The 18,443-nt window shown below is 27.7% G+C and carries 15 protein-coding genes; 10 read left to right on the top strand and 5 right to left on the bottom strand.

What is annotated here, in order from left to right:
- Window positions 1-42 precede the first annotated feature (42 nt).
- The 4 genes from BLV71_RS06195 (at window position 43) to BLV71_RS06210 (ending at window position 4,004) form a co-directional block, all read left to right on the top strand.
- Window positions 43-891, top strand: a complete 849-nt coding sequence (locus BLV71_RS06195; protein ID WP_093869709.1) for a DUF3078 domain-containing protein — start codon at window positions 43-45, stop codon at window positions 889-891.
- Between the two features lie 151 nt (window positions 892-1,042).
- A complete protein-coding gene (locus tag BLV71_RS06200) occupies window positions 1,043-1,969 on the top strand; it encodes a hypothetical protein (RefSeq protein ID WP_093869710.1) in 927 nt (308 codons plus the stop codon).
- A 136-nt stretch (window positions 1,970-2,105) separates the two neighbouring features.
- Window positions 2,106-2,858 (top strand): SDR family NAD(P)-dependent oxidoreductase, encoded by a 753-nt coding sequence (locus tag BLV71_RS06205; RefSeq protein WP_093869711.1) that lies wholly within the window; start codon window positions 2,106-2,108, stop codon window positions 2,856-2,858.
- Window positions 2,859-2,864: 6 nt separating this feature from the next.
- Window positions 2,865-4,004 carry an ATP-binding protein gene (locus BLV71_RS06210; protein WP_093869712.1) on the top strand — a complete coding sequence of 380 codons (1,140 nt, stop codon included), beginning with the start codon at window positions 2,865-2,867 and terminating at the stop codon, window positions 4,002-4,004.
- Window positions 4,005-4,045: 41 nt separating this feature from the next.
- On the opposite strand, the gene BLV71_RS06215 is transcribed toward BLV71_RS06210, so the two are convergent.
- From BLV71_RS06215 to BLV71_RS06225, 3 genes are all read right to left on the bottom strand, one after another.
- Window positions 4,046-6,376: a GH92 family glycosyl hydrolase gene (locus BLV71_RS06215; RefSeq protein ID WP_093869713.1), complete on the bottom strand. Its 2,331-nt coding sequence runs from the start codon at window positions 6,374-6,376 to the stop codon at window positions 4,046-4,048.
- A 187-nt stretch (window positions 6,377-6,563) separates the two neighbouring features.
- The gene (locus BLV71_RS06220; protein ID WP_093869714.1) at window positions 6,564-7,151 is read right to left on the bottom strand and encodes a hypothetical protein; all 588 of its coding nucleotides are present in this window, start codon (window positions 7,149-7,151) and stop codon (window positions 6,564-6,566) included.
- 23 nt (window positions 7,152-7,174) lie between these two features.
- Window positions 7,175-8,122: an OmpA family protein gene (locus tag BLV71_RS06225; protein ID WP_093869715.1), complete on the bottom strand. Its 948-nt coding sequence runs from the start codon at window positions 8,120-8,122 to the stop codon at window positions 7,175-7,177.
- 176 nt (window positions 8,123-8,298) lie between these two features.
- Here BLV71_RS06225 and BLV71_RS06230 point away from each other — a divergent pair, with 176 nt between their 5' ends.
- Together BLV71_RS06230 and BLV71_RS06235 are read left to right on the top strand one after the other, a co-directional pair.
- Window positions 8,299-8,682, top strand: a complete 384-nt coding sequence (locus tag BLV71_RS06230) for an ankyrin repeat domain-containing protein (protein ID WP_093869716.1) — start codon at window positions 8,299-8,301, stop codon at window positions 8,680-8,682.
- Between the two features lie 82 nt (window positions 8,683-8,764).
- Complete coding sequence (locus tag BLV71_RS06235) at window positions 8,765-9,847, top strand: CNNM domain-containing protein (protein WP_093869717.1); 1,083 nt, start codon at window positions 8,765-8,767, stop codon at window positions 9,845-9,847.
- Between the two features lie 145 nt (window positions 9,848-9,992).
- Here BLV71_RS06235 and BLV71_RS06240 read toward each other — a convergent pair whose 3' ends face one another.
- Window positions 9,993-10,646, bottom strand: a complete 654-nt coding sequence (locus BLV71_RS06240; RefSeq protein ID WP_093869718.1) for an ATP-binding cassette domain-containing protein — start codon at window positions 10,644-10,646, stop codon at window positions 9,993-9,995.
- Between the two features lie 609 nt (window positions 10,647-11,255).
- Here BLV71_RS06240 and BLV71_RS06250 point away from each other — a divergent pair.
- From BLV71_RS06250 to BLV71_RS06265, 4 genes are all read left to right on the top strand, one after another.
- The gene (locus tag BLV71_RS06250; RefSeq protein WP_093869720.1) at window positions 11,256-11,495 is read left to right on the top strand and encodes a hypothetical protein; all 240 of its coding nucleotides are present in this window, start codon (window positions 11,256-11,258) and stop codon (window positions 11,493-11,495) included.
- 57 nt (window positions 11,496-11,552) lie between these two features.
- Window positions 11,553-12,284, top strand: coding sequence for a GLPGLI family protein (locus BLV71_RS06255; protein WP_093869721.1), 732 nt, complete (start codon window positions 11,553-11,555; stop codon window positions 12,282-12,284).
- Between the two features lie 61 nt (window positions 12,285-12,345).
- On the top strand, window positions 12,346-13,071 hold the full coding sequence (locus BLV71_RS06260; RefSeq protein ID WP_093869722.1) for a GLPGLI family protein: 726 nt from the start codon (window positions 12,346-12,348) through the stop codon (window positions 13,069-13,071).
- Window positions 13,072-13,084: 13 nt separating this feature from the next.
- A complete protein-coding gene (locus BLV71_RS06265; protein ID WP_093869723.1) occupies window positions 13,085-15,754 on the top strand; it encodes a carboxypeptidase-like regulatory domain-containing protein in 2,670 nt (889 codons plus the stop codon).
- Here BLV71_RS06265 and BLV71_RS06270 read toward each other — a convergent pair.
- Window positions 15,749-18,214, bottom strand: coding sequence for a DUF5686 and carboxypeptidase regulatory-like domain-containing protein (locus BLV71_RS06270; RefSeq protein ID WP_093869724.1), 2,466 nt, complete (start codon window positions 18,212-18,214; stop codon window positions 15,749-15,751). The genes BLV71_RS06265 and BLV71_RS06270 overlap by 6 nt on opposite strands.
- Between the last annotated feature and the right edge of the window lie 229 nt (window positions 18,215-18,443).

The following is an 18,443-nucleotide window of genomic DNA, read 5'->3' on the forward strand; positions in this document are numbered from 1 at the left end:
GGCGTACTTTTGCGCCCCTAAAATTTAAATTATTTTAAAGTGATGAAAAAAATAGTAGCTATCGCAATGTTATTTGGAACGTTAGTAGTTAACGCCCAAGAAAAAAAAGAAGAGCCAAAAGAAGGATGGAAAAGAGGAGGAAACATTTCTTTTTTATTCAATCAATCTGCATTTAATAATTGGTTAGCTGGAGGTGTTAATAATATTTCAGGAACATTAGGGATAAATTACGATTTCAATTATGCTAAAGGAGATTGGACTTGGGATAATAAAATTATTGCTTCTTATGGTTTAACAAAAATAAAAAATGAAGGTGCTAAAAAAACAGATGATCGTTTTGAGCTTAACTCTTTAGCAGGTAAAAAAGCTTCTGGAAATTGGTATTATTCTGCTTTTTTTAATTTTAAAACACAAATGTCTTCAACATATAATGAAGGTATTCAACAATCTCATTTTTTCTCTCCTGCTTACTTTCAGTTTGGTCCAGGTATGTTATGGAAAAAATCGGAAAATTTAAAAGTTAATTTTGCACCAGCAACTTCAAAATTAATTATTGTTGATAATCAATTTACTGCTGGTTTGCCTGCTGGAGCAAGTTATTTTGGTGTTAAACCAGGCGAAACTACTAGATATGAACTTGGAGCTGCAATAAACGGGTATTATAAAATAAATATTATGGAAAATGTATCTGTTGAAAATATCTTAAATTTATATAGTAATTATTTAGATGAAGCTCAAAATGTAGATATTGATTATACAGTTAATGTTGTAATGAAAATTAATAAATACTTATCAGCTAATTTAGCACTACAAGCAATTTATGATGATAATGCGTATGAAGGTTTTCAAACAAGAGAAATTTTTGGTTTAGGAGTAAACTATAATTTCTAAGATAATAATAAAAATATTTTATATAAAGACTGTCTTTTTAGGCAGTCTTTTTTTGTTTGAATTTGGTTATATGAAATTATGATCTATAAGCAAAATTGTTTTTGGCACAAAATTTGAAAATGTTTAAGCATAACCATAATAATTAGTGCTTATGAAACGTATAAAATTACTTTTACTGTTAATAATAACAGGAACTACATTAACCTCTTGTGTTGTTACAAATGATGAATTTATAGATGATGCTGTTTCATTAAATGAACTTATTTCTAGTTACGATTTATGGTATATAGATTATCATAAAACTCAAGGTTCAGGAGATGTTCCTTTTATATCCAAAGCTTTTACGGTATCATTTTTAAGTGGTAGAATGTATGCAAATAATAATATAGTAGATATAGGAAAAACAGGAAATGGTCTTGGGATCTCTGTTGGACGATATGGTGTTTTTAATAATGTTCTTGAAACTAGTCATAGTTTAGATGGAAATTATGATTTTGAAGTAGTTCAATTATCTGATAATGAAATAAGAATTGATTATTTATTGCAAAATGTTAGTTATTATTTAGTTGGATACCAAGTTAATAACTTTGATTATGATAAATTGTTTTACGAGAATATAGAATATTTTTTACAAGAATACATAGCTTGGGAAAGAACTGATGCTAAAGGAGGAACTTCAAATGTGTTTGATAAAGAGCATTTTTTACAGTTCACACCAGAAAATGACGTGACTTTTTATTCATCTCATGATGTGTTTGGCACAAATATTGATAATATAAAGTGGGATTTCATTGGAGGCTATGAAGTAGCTGATGTTAGAGGATATAATGATCTAAAAGTTTTAACACTTAATTATGATAGTGGAGATACTGAGAAATTCGAATTAAGCGTTATAAATGATGAAACGGTATCATTATACCATTTACGATCTGAAACAACGTATACATTTTCTGGAAGGGGATTTGTACAATATTTAAAAGAAGATAAAAAAAGAGGTGCGAAACAAGCTGTAAGGAACAGTGGAAGAAAACGTACTAAGATAAAGAGACAAACCGTTCAAAGAAGGGTTTTAAAATAAAGTTTGGTTAGTTGATTTTTGGTTGGTTATTTTTAATAACCAATTGAAATAAACCGCTCCGAGAGGAGCGGTTTTTTATTTTTTATAACATCCTGTTTACATAAAAAAAATTACCTTTATAGAAATTACACTTAAAATGAGAAAAACTGCTTTTATAACAGGTGCTACATCAGGAATAGGAAAAGCGACAGCTATGTTTTTTGCTAAAAACAATATTAACTTGGTAATTTGCGGAAGGCGTGTTGAAAAGTTAAAAACTCTAGAAAAAGAGCTTTTAAAATATACTAAAGTACATACATTACAATTTGATGTTCGTTTTAAAGATCAAGTAGAAAAAGCAATCAATAGTTTGCCAGATGACTTTAAAAAAATAGATGTTCTTATTAATAATGCAGGAAACGCTCATGGATTAAGTTCTATTCAAGAAGGAAGTGTTGATGATTGGGATGCTATGATTGATGGTAATGTAAAAGGACTATTATATGTTTCAAAATCAATAATTCCTCAAATGGTTGAGAGAAATGATGGTTTTATTGTAAATATAGGCTCTATTGCAGGAAAAGAAGTGTATCCTAATGGTAACGTTTATTGTGCGTCTAAGTTTGCTGTAAATGCTTTAAATAAAGGAATGCGTTTAGATTTAAATAAACATAATATTCGTGTTTGTGCAATACATCCAGGTTTAGTTGAAACAGAGTTTTCAGATGTACGATTTAAAGGAGATACAAATAAAGCTAAAACTGTTTATCAGGGATATAAAGCATTACAAGCAGAAGATATTGCTGATATTATTCATTTTGTGATAACAAGGCCTTATCATGTAAATATTGAAGATTTAATAGTGTATCCTACTGCGCAAGCAAGCGCTACAGTTTTAAATAAAAATTAATAAAAAGTGATTAACAAACGGCTTTTAATTAAGAATTTACTTTCTAAAAATGATGAAAATAGCTTTTATGATAAGAAGCAACAGTTGTCATTAAATTCAAGAGAAGGAAAGGCTAAATTTATAAAGCATGTTTGTGCACTGTCTAACTCTAATCCTGATAATAATTCATATATAGTTATTGGGGTAGAAGATGAGAAGAATAAAATTATTGGAGTTGATTTTTTTGATGATAGCAAAATCCAAAATTTGGTAAATGCATATTTAAATAATCCTCCTAAGATTGAGTATGAAAATGTACCATTTCCTAGATTACCTCGCTATAAAGTAGTAGGATTAGTTACTATATACCCTAATAATGAAATGTCATCGTTAAAAAAAACAGCTTGGAAGTATCCAAAAGGAGCGGTTTTTTATAGAAGAGGAAGTAATTCAATACCAGTTGAAGGTTTTTTTGAAGTAAAAAATACAAATCAACCTATTGTTGAGGCTATTGAAAAAAACGCTAGGAATAATATAGAGTTAACATTGAATGGGGTTTTTGATTTTTTTAAAAAACATAAAAAAGAATACAATCCTCAATATAAGGTGTTTAAAGAGCAATTTGTGTTGTGCTGGGCAGGAAAAGAAACTTTAATAAATAAAGAGGTTTATTTTTCACGAGTAGACATAGAGTTAGTTAATGAACAAGTACGATTATTCTTTTCTGATTTAGATGATGTTCAAATTTCTTTCAATGAGCATTCGTTTATTATAACTGAATATATTTTGTTAGGTATAGATACTAGTGAAAAAAGATATCCATTAGAGAAAACAATTATTCATTTTAAAGATAATGGAATACACGATATAGCTTCAGAGTTTTTGTTTGACCCCCCTCAATTTGATAAAAAAATATTGCACCATATTTACAATACTAATAATAGTATAGTTTCAAAAATTGAAAAAGAAATTTCTTTAACTTTAACTGAGCAGGTAGATGTTTTAAAGCTTCCTACAACTTATTTAATTTGTTATTTGAATGGTTTTTTAGAGGCATCAAAACAATTAAAGAAAGCAAAAAACTATATTCGAGATTTGGAGGATAAAACAACTTATGTAAAGTATAAAGAAGCATTACGTGTATTACGTAAAGTAAAGTACAGTTAAAAAGACGTTAGTGTTTATTTACCAACGCCTTTTTTGAAAAACTAGTTATTAGGTTGGTTACTCATTTCAAAAATTATTTCACCACCATTAGTTATATCATGATGCGAAAGCAAAAAGGATTCTAGTTTTTTACCATTAACCAAAACATTTTTTACAAATACATTTTCTTTACTTTGTTTTTTTACTGTGATTTTTAATGTTTTTCCATTTTCTAAATGAATTGTAGCGTTCTTAATGTTAGGGCTACCAATGGCATAATAAGGAGATCCAGGAGTTACGGGGTAAAACCCTAGGCTACTAAATATATACCAAGCACTCATTTGACCCGCATCATCATTCCCACATAACCCTTCTACAGAGGGCGCATACATACTGTTCATAATCATACGAACACGTTTTTGAGTTTTTTCTGGATGCCCTGTCCAATTATATAAGTATGGAATATGATGCCCAGGTTCATTACCATGTACATAATTACCTATAATTCCATCACGAGTTATGTCTTCATGATTAGCTATGTATTTATCATCAATTTCTGTGGTAAATAATTCATCTAATTGTTTACTAAACTTTTCTTTTCCTCCCATCATTTTAATCATTTCATCTATATTTTGTGGTACATATAAGCCATAGTTCCACGCGTTTCCTTCAATAAATCCTTGTCCATGAGTGTCCATTGGATCAAAATTTTCTCTAAAAGAACCATTAGTTAATCTTGGTCTCATAAAACCAATGGAAGAATCATACACATTTTTATAGTACTCTGATCTTGATAAGTATTCTTTTTCAATACTAATATCTCCAGTTTTTTTAGCTACTTGAGCAATACACCAATCATTATAAGCATACTCTAATGTTTTTGAGACTGAAGAATGGCTTTTGTCATCTGGAACATATTTGTATTTCATGTATTCACCAATGCCGTCAAAATATTTTACAGTTGCCGTATTAGTTGAAGCTTTTAAAGCATGGTTTTTGTTAAAATCCCCTACATTTTTAACCATAGCATCTGCAATTACTGAAGTAGCATGATATCCAATCATACACCAATTTTCATTGGCATAATGGCTCCAAATAGGTAGCATTTTATGTACACTTTGATCATGATGGGCTAGCATTGATTTTATCATGTCGTTATTTCTCTTAGGTTGTGTAATGTTGTATAAAGGATGTAATGCCCTATAAGTATCCCAAAGAGAAAAAATAGTGTAATTGGTAAAACCATCAGAAGTATAAATGTTTTGATCTAATCCACGATATTTTCCGTCTACATCTTCATATAAAATAGGTGACAAGTTGGTATGATATAAAGCAGTATAAAATGTAGTTTTATCATTTTCGGTTAATGTTTCTACTTCAATTTTTTGTAGTTCTTTGTTCCAATTAGCTTTAGTTTTTTCTCTGACTTTGTTAAAATCCCAATGTGGTATTTCAGTTTTTAAATTATTTAAAGCTCCATTAGTACTTACTGGAGACAAAGCAAACTTTATATTTATTTTTTCACCCTCTTCAGTATTGAAATTAAAATAGGCTCTAATATCTTTTCCGGCCATTTCAGGAAAGTTTTTATTTTGTTTAAACCTTCTATAAAAGCCATCATAAGTTTCTTTATTGTATTTCTTATGACCATAACTTTTAAAAGGCTTAGAAAACTGCATAGCAAAGAAAACTTTTTTAGTTCTTGCCCATCCTTTAGTTTGCCTGTATCCAGTTACTAACGTATCATTTTCTACACGAATAAATGTCCATACATTTTTATTATTGTGATGATATACATTATAAACTAAATCTAAAATAATATGTGAATCTTCTGATTTTGGAAAAGTATATTGATGAAAACCAACACGTTCGCTAGCTGTTAATTCAGCTTTTATGCCATAGCTATCCAGATTTACACTATAGTAACCAGGTGATGCTTTTTCTTTAGTGTGAGAAAATGTAGAATAAAAACCTTTAGAATTGTCTGCCTTTTTTAAAGGATCTAGTACTAAATTACCTGTAGTAGGCATTACTAAAAAATCACCCAAATCTGCATGACCTGTTCCACTAAAGTTAGTGTGAGCAAAACCAATAATGGTTGAATCTTTATATTGATATCCTGCACAATATTCATACGTTTCTTTATTGTATGAACCATCTTTATTGAACATTACTTCAAAGTTAGTTTGAGGGCTTAGTTGAACCATTCCAAAAGGAGCAGTTGCTCCAGGAAATACATGTCCCATTTTACTGGTTCCTATAGTAGGATTCACATATTTTGTAAAATCTATATTTGATTTACTCTCAACAATATTATCTGTTGATTTTTTTTGACAACTTATTCCTAAAAGAAATAAGCTTAAAAGAAAAGGGAATTTAATTGAAGGTTTCATAATTTTTAATAAAAAGGTGTTTGTAGTGCTAAAAAAGCAAAAAAACATCTAAAAACCTCCTTGAAAATATTTTTATATCAATAATTATCGAATTCAAACAAAATAATTATTTTTGTTAATTAATAAACAAAAAAAGAAAAACCTCGAATTAATCAAGGTTTTATTGTTTTAATAGAACGTATTTTTATTATTTACCACCATCAAGTTTGTCTTGCCAGTCTTTTAGTTCTTTCCATTTACCTTCATAAGCAAGTTGAGCTTGTTTAGGCCAAGTTCCAGGTTTGTGTATTTTATATCTATCTCCTCCACTCTTTAGTACTTCTTGACATTTTTCTATTGAAGTTTCCCCTAAGGACTTCCATGTTTTAATTCCGAAATTATGAAAAAGACCTTCAATTTTGGGACCTATTCCTTCTACCACTTTTAAATCATCTTGTTTTATTTTTTTACCAAAAGCAGCTTTTGCATCAGTAGCATTAAAAGGTATATTATTGTTTGCGTTACTTGTAAGTGAAGAAGCGATATTTGTTTTAGCAGTTTCTAAACTAGTTTCTAAATTTTTAGCGTTTTTAGTACAAAGATCTAAATCTGCTTGTAATGTAGATTTTGCTTTTGAACAAGCAGTTAAGTCAGCCTCTAATCTTGCAATTTTATTATTAAGGGTATCGTTGTTGTTATTTTTACTAGTACCTAATAAATATCCTAGAAAAGCACAAATGGCACCAACTAATAATGGAATTAACCAACATGGTATATGGATTGCTAATAAAGTCATGTTTTTAATTTTTTATGATTATTTTAATTAATAGTTATTTCAATTCTTCTGTTTTTTGCTCTACCTTCTTCAGTTGTGTTATCTGAAATAGGAGTATTTTGACCTTCAGAAGCAACAGTTATATTTTGAGATAAAATCCCATTTTTAATTAAATATGTTTTTATAAAGTTAGCTCTATCCAAACCTAACTTCATATTCCCATCTTTATTTCCTGTATTATCTGTATGGCCAGTAACTTGAATTATGACACCTAATTTATCTACACATTTTGAGATATCAGCAAATTTTTGACGCTGTTCTGGAGTTAAATTAATACTTGCTTGCCCTGTTTTAAAGTATATAAGCAATGGGCTTTCTTTAATAGTTTCACAAGCTTTTTTTAGAGTTTCATCACTTTTTAAAGCCTCATCAGTTCTTGTAAAAATATCAAACTTTAAAGGGCCATATAAAATGTTGTTTTTATTAGCGACTAAATCATTATTTAACTCTCCGTAGGTATTAATTAGTTTTGACGAAATATTTTGAGAAACCATATAATTTTTAACAGAGTTAGCTCGAGCTAACCCTAAGTTAGGAAATGCTGAGTTGTTGTTTTCATCATTCATATAATACCCCGTAATATTAAGGCGTTTGTTTTCATCTGAGTTTAAATATTCTCTAATCATTGAAATCCCATTATTTAATGAAGTAGATACAGAGTCACGAATGGAAAAACCGGAGGTGTTAAAATTGAAATTTTCATTGATTTCATAGGCTAAATTCCCACGAGTATCTTTAATACTAAAAGGTAGTGAAGTTGGGTGCTTAGTTTTAGGTTTACTTACTTCTTCATTACTTGTTTTTTGGGTTTTTTGTTTAGAACTATCGCAACTTTCAGCATAGCAAACAGTACAACACATATACCAATATAAAATTGATCCAATAATAATGGTTAGCAGAATACCTAATAAATAAATTGATTTTTTACTCATTAGTTTATGGTTTAAATTATTGATTGTTAAATTATTAAAAATTAATTGAAAAATAAAATTTTGTTTTTCACGAAATTTTAAGACTTACTGCTAAATAAATGTTAAGGTGTATAAATTAATGAAACACTTTTATAAAAACATAGTCTTATAGGAAACATAACTTAACAATCAATCTCATGAAAAAATTATTATTTACAGCATTAATCGTTCTTGTATCTGCTAACACAATTAAAGCATCTAACACAATAGAAGCACCTATAAAAACTTCTGTTGAATATGTAAAACTTAGTACGTTTTGCGAAATGATAAAACAAGGAAATTATGAAAGTGTAAAAGCTTTTATAAATAATGGAACAAACATCAATAGAAAATCTATGGGGTTAACTCCTGTAATGTTTGCAGCCAGGTATAATAAAGTAAAAATACTTAAGCTTTTAATAAGTAACGGAGCTAAGTTAAAAACAAAATCAAATAAAGGATATACTGCTTTACAGTATGCAAAAATGTCTAAGGCAAATGAGGCTTACGAAGTTTTAAAAGGAGCCTTAGAGAAAAACTAAAAAATAGCATATAATTATTTGAATGAAGACTGTCTATAAAGGACAGTCTTTTTTTATTTAATTTAGCAAAAAAATTAAAAACATGACTTTATTAATAATCTACGCAACTTTATCTATTCTCTTTTCATTTCTATGTTCAATTTTAGAAGCAGTTCTGTTAAGTGTAACACCAACTTTTGTTAATGTAAAAAAGAAAGAAGGAAAAGCGTTTGCGGAAGGTTTAGAAACTTTGAAAAAGGATGTAGATAAGCCATTAATAGCAATTTTAACTGTAAACACTATTGCCCATACTGTAGGTGCTATTATGGTTGGTGCTGAGGCAAAAAAAGCTTTTAGTGACGATGGAAATGGAGTTTTTATTGTATCTGCAATAATGACAATATTAATACTTGTTGCCTCAGAAATTATACCTAAAACTATTGGAGCAACCTATTGGAAGTCTTTAGCAGGGTTTTCTACTAAGGCTTTAAATATATTAATATTTGTATGTAAGTACACAGGACTTATCTGGGTTTTGCAGTTATTTACAAAAATGTTTGGTAAAGGAGCTCACGGTGAAAGTGTTTTAAGTAGAGAAGATTTTACTGCTATGACTGATATAGCTGAACAAGAAGGTGTTTTTCATGAAAATGAAAGTAATGTGATACGTAATATGTTAGGTTTTAAAGAAGTACAAGCAAAGCATATCATGACACCACGTACAGTTTTAAAATCAGCTGATGAAAATCAAACAATACAATCGTTTTTTGACGAACATAAAGCGTTACGTTTTTCTAGAATACCAGTTTATTCTGAAAATCCAGATACTATTACTGGGTATTTTTTAAAAGATCAATTGTTACTTTCTCTAATTAATAATAAAGGAAATGAGCCTTTAAAAAGTATTAAAAGAGATATTATTATTGCAGATAGAGAGCTTTCTATTCCTAACTTATTTGATAAATTAATTGAACAAAGAGAACATTTAGCGTTGGTTGTTGATGAATTTGGAACAGTAAGTGGATTAGTTACTCAAGAAGATGTAATTGAAACCTTGCTAGGATTTGAAATTATGGATGAAAGTGATAATGTTGCTGATTTACAAAGTTTTGCAAGAAAAAACTGGGAACAAAGAGCTAAACGCTTAGGTATAGTTAGTGAGGATGAGGAAGAAAAAAAAGAATAAGTTAAACTTTTATAGCATAAAACAAAAAGCTGTCTAAAAATCAGTCATTGTGAATTAAATGAAGCAATCTTAGAAATATTAAGTTTGCTACGAATAAAAAAATCTCGTAATGACCTTAAAATGATTTTTAGACAGCTTTTTCTTATTAAGATATATACCCGAACTTTTTAAGTTGTTCTTTGTTTTTAATATCAAATAAAGAAGAATTATGTAAAAGTTTAACATTAGTAGAGATGTTTATAACATTTTCATAATCATGGTCTGTTAGTATAATTCCTTTTGATTTAGCTTTTTTCTGAATCATTTCTTTAATACCTTCTATACTGATTGGAGAAACACCATTAAAGGGTTCGTCAAGTAATACAAATTTTGACTTTGTATTTAAAATCATTAAAATTTCAATAATTCTTTTTTCACCACCAGATAATTCTTGAGTTTTAGAATTTAAAAAGGGCTTTATAAAATTGTTTTGATAAAGATCAGTTATGTTTTCTTGATCACAAAAAAAATTGATTAGTGTTTTTATTTTATAATTATTAGGTAAAAAGTTATCTTGAGGTAAATAATTAATCCAACGATAGGTTTTACTTTGTTTTTGAATGATTATGTCATTTACTTTTTGAAACTTAAAATTAGCTTTTTCAATACCAAAAATTACCTTTAATAAGGTAGATTTTCCTGAACCATTTCTTCCTAGTAAACCAATAATATCACCAGTTTTACATGAGATAAATAAATTATTAAGTATAATTTTAGTTTTAAAACTTTTAGTAATACTATCTACATGTAAATAATTCATAAACAATTTATTAGTATAATTAATAATAAACTCATTATAATAGTTGATATCCAGAGTTTTAATTTGTTTAGTCCATGGTTAGCATAAAATAAATATTCCTTTTTTTGAGAAAATTCATATGTCAATAAATGAAAAGCTAAATGAGTTAAAAAAAAAGTAATACTAAAAGTGAAAGATGATTGAGGTTTAGAGAAAATAATATCCAAAAACACCTTATAGTAACTTACTATACTAAACCAAATAATAATAGATACAATTAAACTTATGGTTAAAAACTTATATTGAAATAGTAGAATGAGTTTAATTTTTTTCATAATTCATCTTCTCTTTAATTTTTTAGAAACAAATTTTAAAAAATGTTTTTACTTAAGCTGTTAAAATATAGGTAATTGTTTTTGTGTATTATTTTATTTATGTTTGATGAAATTTTATAAAAAGTTTGATCAAGTTTTTATAAAATTAGCTAGCTAGAAAAAGAGGAGGTGATTTTAAAAATAATTGCGCACATTTCCTTTTTTATTTTAAGATTTTTTACATACTCAAAAATGAGTTATGATGTTTGCCATTTTAAGAATGGAGTAATAATTAACTAAATTAAAAATTAATAAAATGAAAAAAGTATTTTTAACAGTAGCTTTATTTTTTGTTGCTGGAAGTATTTTAAATGCAACAAGTTCTTTTGAGAAAGATGAGATTCTTTTGTCTCAAAACTCAGCTGAAGATGGCGCTCACGTACATTGTAAAAGAGCAGCAATAAAAGAGGCTTATGCATTTGCGTATAAGCTTAATCAAGAACCTGATGTTAGTGTCTTTATGATTTATTATAAAGACTGTATGGGGTATGAGTAATTAATATACTCTTCGAGTAATGTTTTTATTACTCGAAGAGTTTTAGAATTTTAAAATATGAGATATTTAATACTATTAGTATTTTTTGTAAATACTAATTTGTTTTCTCAAGGAGAAAGTAGCATTGTGTACGGAGCAAAATTAAATTTAACTATTGAAGAAGTAAATGAGTTAAATAATAAAAATAAGCAAGCAAAAGTAGATGATAAAGTAACATTAGCTTTAAAAAGCATGATTAGAAATTCAACTGAAGTCGAAGGAGTTTTAGTGTTTTCTAAATTAAAGTCTAATTATGAATTATTTGATGCTTTAGAAACTAGAGTAAAATTAGAGGTGTCATTATTAAAGAATATGGCGGGAGGAAATAAAATTTATTTTACATCATTATTTCCTCAAAAAAATCAAAAAGAAGATTGCAATACACTAGGAGAATGTTATGTTATAGAAAATGAAAAACCAATTTGGGAATTAACACAACAAACAAAAATAATTGGTAGTTATTTATGTTATAAAGCAATTCAAACTAATTCAAACAAAAAAAATAAAAAAACAATAGCATGGTATACTAATGAAATACCATTAGGCTTTGGTCCTGTTAATTACTATGGTTTGCCAGGTATGATATTGGAGGTTGATTCGTTCCCTATACTCTTTAAAGCTAAAACAATTATTCTTAACTCTAAAAAGAAAATAAAAGTCAGAGAACCAAAAGGAAAAGAAGTTACGAAAAAAGAATTCAAAAGTTTATTAAGAAAAGCTTTTCCCGACTTTTATAATTATAAAAAATGATTTTAAACTTACTAGGTTGAATTAAATGTAAATTTAGTTATGATTATAGTTAAATAGACTTATGAAGTATTTAATCCTATTATTATTTATTGTAAGTGCTTCCTTGTTTTCTCAAGAAGGTGAAATTGTTTATGGTATTAATTTAAATTTAACTATTGAAAAAATAAATGAAAGAGTTAAGAAGAGTAAACGAAAACTTAATCAAGAGGTAATAACTACTTTAAAAAAAATGGTTTTGAATTCTAGAGAAATAGAAGGAGTTTTATTATTTTCAAATATGATTTCAAATTATGAAATTAATGAAAGTGTAAAAAATGAAGGAGTAAAAGGAGTTAGTTTTATTAAGAATGATGCTGGAGGTAATAACTTTTACCATACATCTTTATTGCTTCAAAAAAACAAACAAGAAAACTGTGAAATTTTAGAAGCGTGTTATGTAGTAGAAAATGAGAAACCTATTTGGGAGTTAACACAAGAAACAAAATATATTGGAGGTTATTTGTGTTATAAAGCGATTCAATCAAACTCTAAAAACAAGATTAAAAAACCAATAGCATGGTATACTAATGAAATACCACTTGGGTACGGACCTGTTGAATTTTATGGTTTACCAGGATTGATATTAGAGTTAGAAAAATCAACAATAACTTTTAAGGCTAAAAAAATTGTGTTTAATTCAAAAAATAAAATAAAAATTAGAGAGCTTAAGGGAAAAGAAGTTACAAAAAAGGAGTTTAAAAGTTTATTAATAAAAGCATTTCCTGACTTTTATAATTATAAAAAATAATTTTTCTAAAGGAATGATTAAGCACGTTTTTTCAATAATTTTATTAACCTTTTCAGTAACAGTTTTTACGCAGAATTTTGAATTAAAAGGAATTGTGAAAGATAGTTTGGGAAGCCCATTGCTTTATGCAAATGTTATAGCAAAACCTAGAGACGTGACTAAAAACATGAGTTTTTCAGTTACTGATGAAAAAGGAAGGTATCGTTTAGAGTTAAAAACTAATGTTAACTATACGATTGATGTTAGTTATATTGGTTATAAAAAGGCATCTTTTGTAATTCTATCAAATAAAAACATTCAAAAAAACATCATTTTAAAAGAGGCTAAAAATAAGTTAGAAGAGGTTGTTATAGAGCTTCCTGTTACTGTTAAAGGAGATACAACCATTTACAACACTCAAAAATTTATAAATGGTAAAGAGCGTAAACTTAAAAATATACTTAAAAAATTACCAGGAGTTCAAATAAACAAAAATGGAGTAGTAACCGTTAAAGGAAAAAAAGTTACCAAAATGTTGGTAGATGGTAAACCTTTCTTTGGAGGAAACACAAAATTGGCAATTGAAAATATACCTGCTGATGTTGTTGCTAAAGTGGAGGCCATAGATAATTATAATGAAGTTGCTTTTTTGAGAGGATTAACTGACTCAAATAAATTAGCAATGAATATAAAGTTAAAAGAAGGTAAGAAACGTTTCGTTTTTGGAGATGTAGAAGTAGGAAAAGGTAACGAAGAGTATTATAAAAGTAATGCAAACTTATTTTATTACGCTCCTAAAACCAATGTTAATTTCATAAGTAGTTCTAATAATATTGCTAAAAAAGCATTCACCTTTAAAGATTATATGAGTTTTCAAGGTGGCTCTAATGCTGTGTTTAATAATGGTTTTGATTGGAAAGGTGGAGATCTTTCACAATTTATAGAAAATACGGATGTTTTAAAAAGTAAAGAGCATTTTGGGGCTTTGAATATTAGTAATGTTGTATCAAGTAAATTGGATCTTTCTGGTTTTGTTATTTTTTCTCATACAAATACTAGTAGTCGGATAGTAAATAAAAATGAATATGCAGGTTTTCAAGAGTTACAAAATATTAGTACAAAAGCTATAAATACTTTAGGTATTGGTAAGTTTACTTTTGATTATACACCTAATAATAAGGAACAGTGGTTTTTTAAAACTCAGTTTAAAAATTCTGATAACAATAAAGATAATGGTATTTCTTCTATTGTTAATGCTATAGATAATAGAATTGAAGTTGAAAAAAAAAGTGGCATTTCAAATTTTAATCAAAATGTGGAATGGCATAAAAAAGGGAATAGAAAACATACATATTCTGCTACAGCTAATTTTTTATTTGATAATAATATATTGAACTCTTCATGGAATACTAACCAGCCAATTTTAAATGGCATAGTTCCAGTTTCAAATAATTTAAGAGAGTTAAATATTAATCAATTACGAAAGACTAAGCAATATAATTTCACTACTATTTTTAAAGATTTTTGGGTGTTAAACCGCAATAATCATATTTATACAACCATTGGAAATACGTATCAAAAACACCAGTTTTTTACGGATGATTTTCAGTTGCTAACTAATGGAGTAACAAATAATTTTAGTGCTAACAATTTTGGAAATGATACTCAATACAGTTTTCATGATTTATTTTTAGGGGCACATTATAAATTTAAAATAGGGATTTTTACCTTTAAACAAGGAGTTTATTTGCATAAATATAATTGGAGTGTGGTTCAAGAACATATTATTAAAAGGAGTAAATGGAATTTACTACCTGATTTTTTAATGAAAATAGATTTTAATAAATCAAAAGGAATAACTGCAAGGTATAATTTAAAAACTACTTTTATGGATGTTTCTAAATTAGCAAATCGATTCTATTTGCAATCGTATAATTCTGTTTTCAAGGGGAATGAAAATTTAGAAAATGAATTATACCATTCAGTAAACTTAAATTACCATCGTTTTAGCTTTTATAAAGGACTTTTTTTTAATGCTAATATAAATTATACAAAAAAAGTAAAAGGTTATACTACCAGAGTTGCATTTCTTGATAATTTAAATGCATCTAAAACTGTAGATAGGTTTTTAACACAAGATTTGTTACTTAATCCTAGTGAAAATTGGAATGCTGCTGTTTTTTTTGAAAAAAGAATAAAAAAAATAAGATATAAGCTTTCAGGGGATTATATAAACTCTAACTATATACAGGATATAAACAACGTTATAGTAAAAAATGAAAGTAATAATTATTCTTTTGATATAGGGTTAGAAACTTTATTTGATAAATTACCTTTAATAAATATAGGATTTAGAAAAAGTATAGGAACTTATAAGTCAAGCAATATTACATCAAAATTTAGTGCAAATGAACCATACGTAGATATTGATTATGATTTTTTAAATGCATTTAAGTTGACTTTTGATTATAGTTATTACGATTATAAAAATCAAACAGAAAGCCAAAGTAATAGGTATAGCATAACAAATGCATCTATATTTTATCAGAAAGAAGATAGCCCTTGGAATTTTAAAATTACTGCTCAAAATTTAACAGATGAAACATTTAAACAGAGCAATAGTTTTTCAGACTATCTAATTTCTGATACTAGAACATATATAATGCCTAGAATTATATTATTTGGTATAGGATATAAGTTATAATTTAATTCCAAAAAGAACTCTATTTTCTTTTTGTCCATTAAAGTTAGAACGTACAAAATCTACACGAAGAAAGCGCCATTTTCCAAAGCCAATATTATCTAACCCTAATGAGAATTCTGAATACGGCTTGTTTCCACCAGTAAATAAACCTTTAGCTCCTGCTACTAAATGAAAGTTTAGTTGATTTAAAAGTGGCACTTTACTTAATAATGCGCCTTTAAAGTTTTGTTCAGCATGTAGTTCACCATATTTATCATTTGTACTTAATTGATAATAAGGTAACGCCAAAAAGCCGTTTAAATAATTACTATTCGGAGCTATTAATAGGCGATTTCCATTAAAGTGGGCATAATCCATAAAAGGTATATCTTTTTTGTCTAAAAATAGTCCTCCCTTAATTTTGTATTTAAATCTTCCCCAATTTCCAAGTCCAATGTTTTGATATAATTGTGAATAAATAACATCTGAATTCCAGTTACTATTTCCAGAACCAAAGTTCTTTTTATATCCAATGTATAATGAAGGATACTTTTTGTTACCAATGTTTATTTTTCTATTTGGATACGACCAGTACTTTTGACCAAATTGTATTGATGCACCTAGATTAAATGACCACATTTGATGAGGTGTAAAAGAACTATTAAAGTTTGAAGGCTGAATAGGATTGTTAGAGGTGTATGCTATGTCTTTTTTTGGAAACATTACATAGTCTGTTGTATTGAATAAAGGTTTTCTGTCAGCAAATTCTATGCTTGAATATAAACGTAATCCATTAATCACTTCTTGAGAAAAAGATACTTTTGCAAAAGATTTTTCATAAATTTTCATGTAGTTTCTTTCAAACATGGTAGAACTTATGGTGTTCCAAAATTTAGAAATTGGATTTTTAGCATCAAATTGACTTGTAGTTATTCCTCCAGAAATATTTAAAATAGGTCGAGAAGTATTGTTCCATTTATATGAGAAATACCCTGTAGGCCTAGCTTTTTTATCAGATAGTCCATAATTAACAGCAACACCTGTGCTAAACCCTTTTCCTGTTTTGTTTAAGCGTTTATTAAAGTTCAAACTTAAACTTGAGTTCCATCCTTGAACAGTATTAAAATTTAAGTTTTCTATAGGTGAAGAAAAATTAACAGACCATTTCTTATATGAGTTATCATAGCTATACCCTGTAAGAATGTTAAGAGGTTTGAATTTGTTTCTTTTACGATCAATAGAGTCTAAGTATTTTTTAGATTTTCGTATTACTTTAATACTATCTTTTAACTTGTAATCAGAAACTTCTTCATTAGTTAAGGCAACAGGTCTTATAGTATTCCAGTAGGTGGTATCTTTTTTAGTTGCATTTTCGGCAAAAGATAATACTTCATTTGTAAATGTATTCTCAGTAAAGTTTGGCGTGAAATTGTAGTTTGAGTATGCCGCTGAAAAACGACCATTAAAGTTAATACCAAACATACCAGCATTAAAATCTATAGTTTGTGTAACCAAAGTCCAGGCTTTTATAGCTGGTACATAATTGTAGTTTTGTTTAATATGTAAACTTTTAACCATGGGTACACCTACTTGAGAACCAGAAACATTAACATCGGCACCATATATTGACCAATCGTCTTCTACAATGTATATAAAACCATTAAAAACAGGATCGTTTTTTCTTTTTGGAAGTAATTCAATCTTGTTAACGAGCTTACCATTTTTATTGTAAAAAACACCAGTTAATTTATACTTGTAATATCCAAAAGCGCCATCTGCTATTGGAGAAACCATTTGTTTTCCAGCTAAATCAAATGAGTTTTCATAAAAATCGAAGTTTACTTCATCTGCTTGGTTAAAGCTTATACCATTATCTTGACCAGAAACTTTAGAAGCAACGATGTGTTCTTTAAATTTCTTTGGTTTTTTTTGATATGTTATTTTTGAAATAGTTTCTGAAAGGTACATAATACCACTACGGGTAGAATCTAACCCTCCGCCTAAATCACCTACTTCTTGACCTAGAATTTTTTTAGGAGCGTTTTTAATTTTAAACATTCCACGAGAATAAAAGTCTGAAGTGTATTTACCTAGCTTATTTGTATTCTTGTTTTTATTTGCAATGGTATTTCTAATAATTGCATTTGCTGGGTTTTCTTTTGAATTAATTTGAACTTCATCTAAAGAAACTTGTTCTTCCTGAAGTGAAACGTTAAGAATAAAAGGTAACTTGTTAATTGTTACATTTTTTTTAGCTGTTTTATACCCTAAAAATTGAAAAATTATAGTATAGTTTCCTGTTTTTTCAATGTTTAAATTATAATCACCATTGTTGTTTGAAGTAGTTCCAGTGATGCTGTTTTCTAAATAAACACTAACAAAAGGGAGTGATTTTCCTTTAGTGTCAGTAATTTTACCTTTCATTTGAGAAAAGCTAATAATAGAGGAAAGTAAAAAAATAAATGTAGTTATTTTCTTCATAGTTTTGGTTTAATATTAGTTTGGTAACAAACTTAACAGATATAAAATCAGTAATATGACTACAAAATGTTAAAGATGTTACAAAGAAATCTTAAAAACATAGACACACGTTTTTTATAAATGGTTGCCTGAATAATTTTTTTAGCTAAAAAGTTTAAGGTATAAAAAGTTCAGCATAGGTATTGATAAATAAAAAAGGTTTCCTAATCAATTTAGGAAACCTTATGTG

Origin of the sequence: Tenacibaculum sp. MAR_2010_89 (assembly GCF_900105985.1) — a bacterium.
Classification (GTDB): Bacteria; Bacteroidota; Bacteroidia; order Flavobacteriales; family Flavobacteriaceae; genus Polaribacter; species Polaribacter halocynthiae.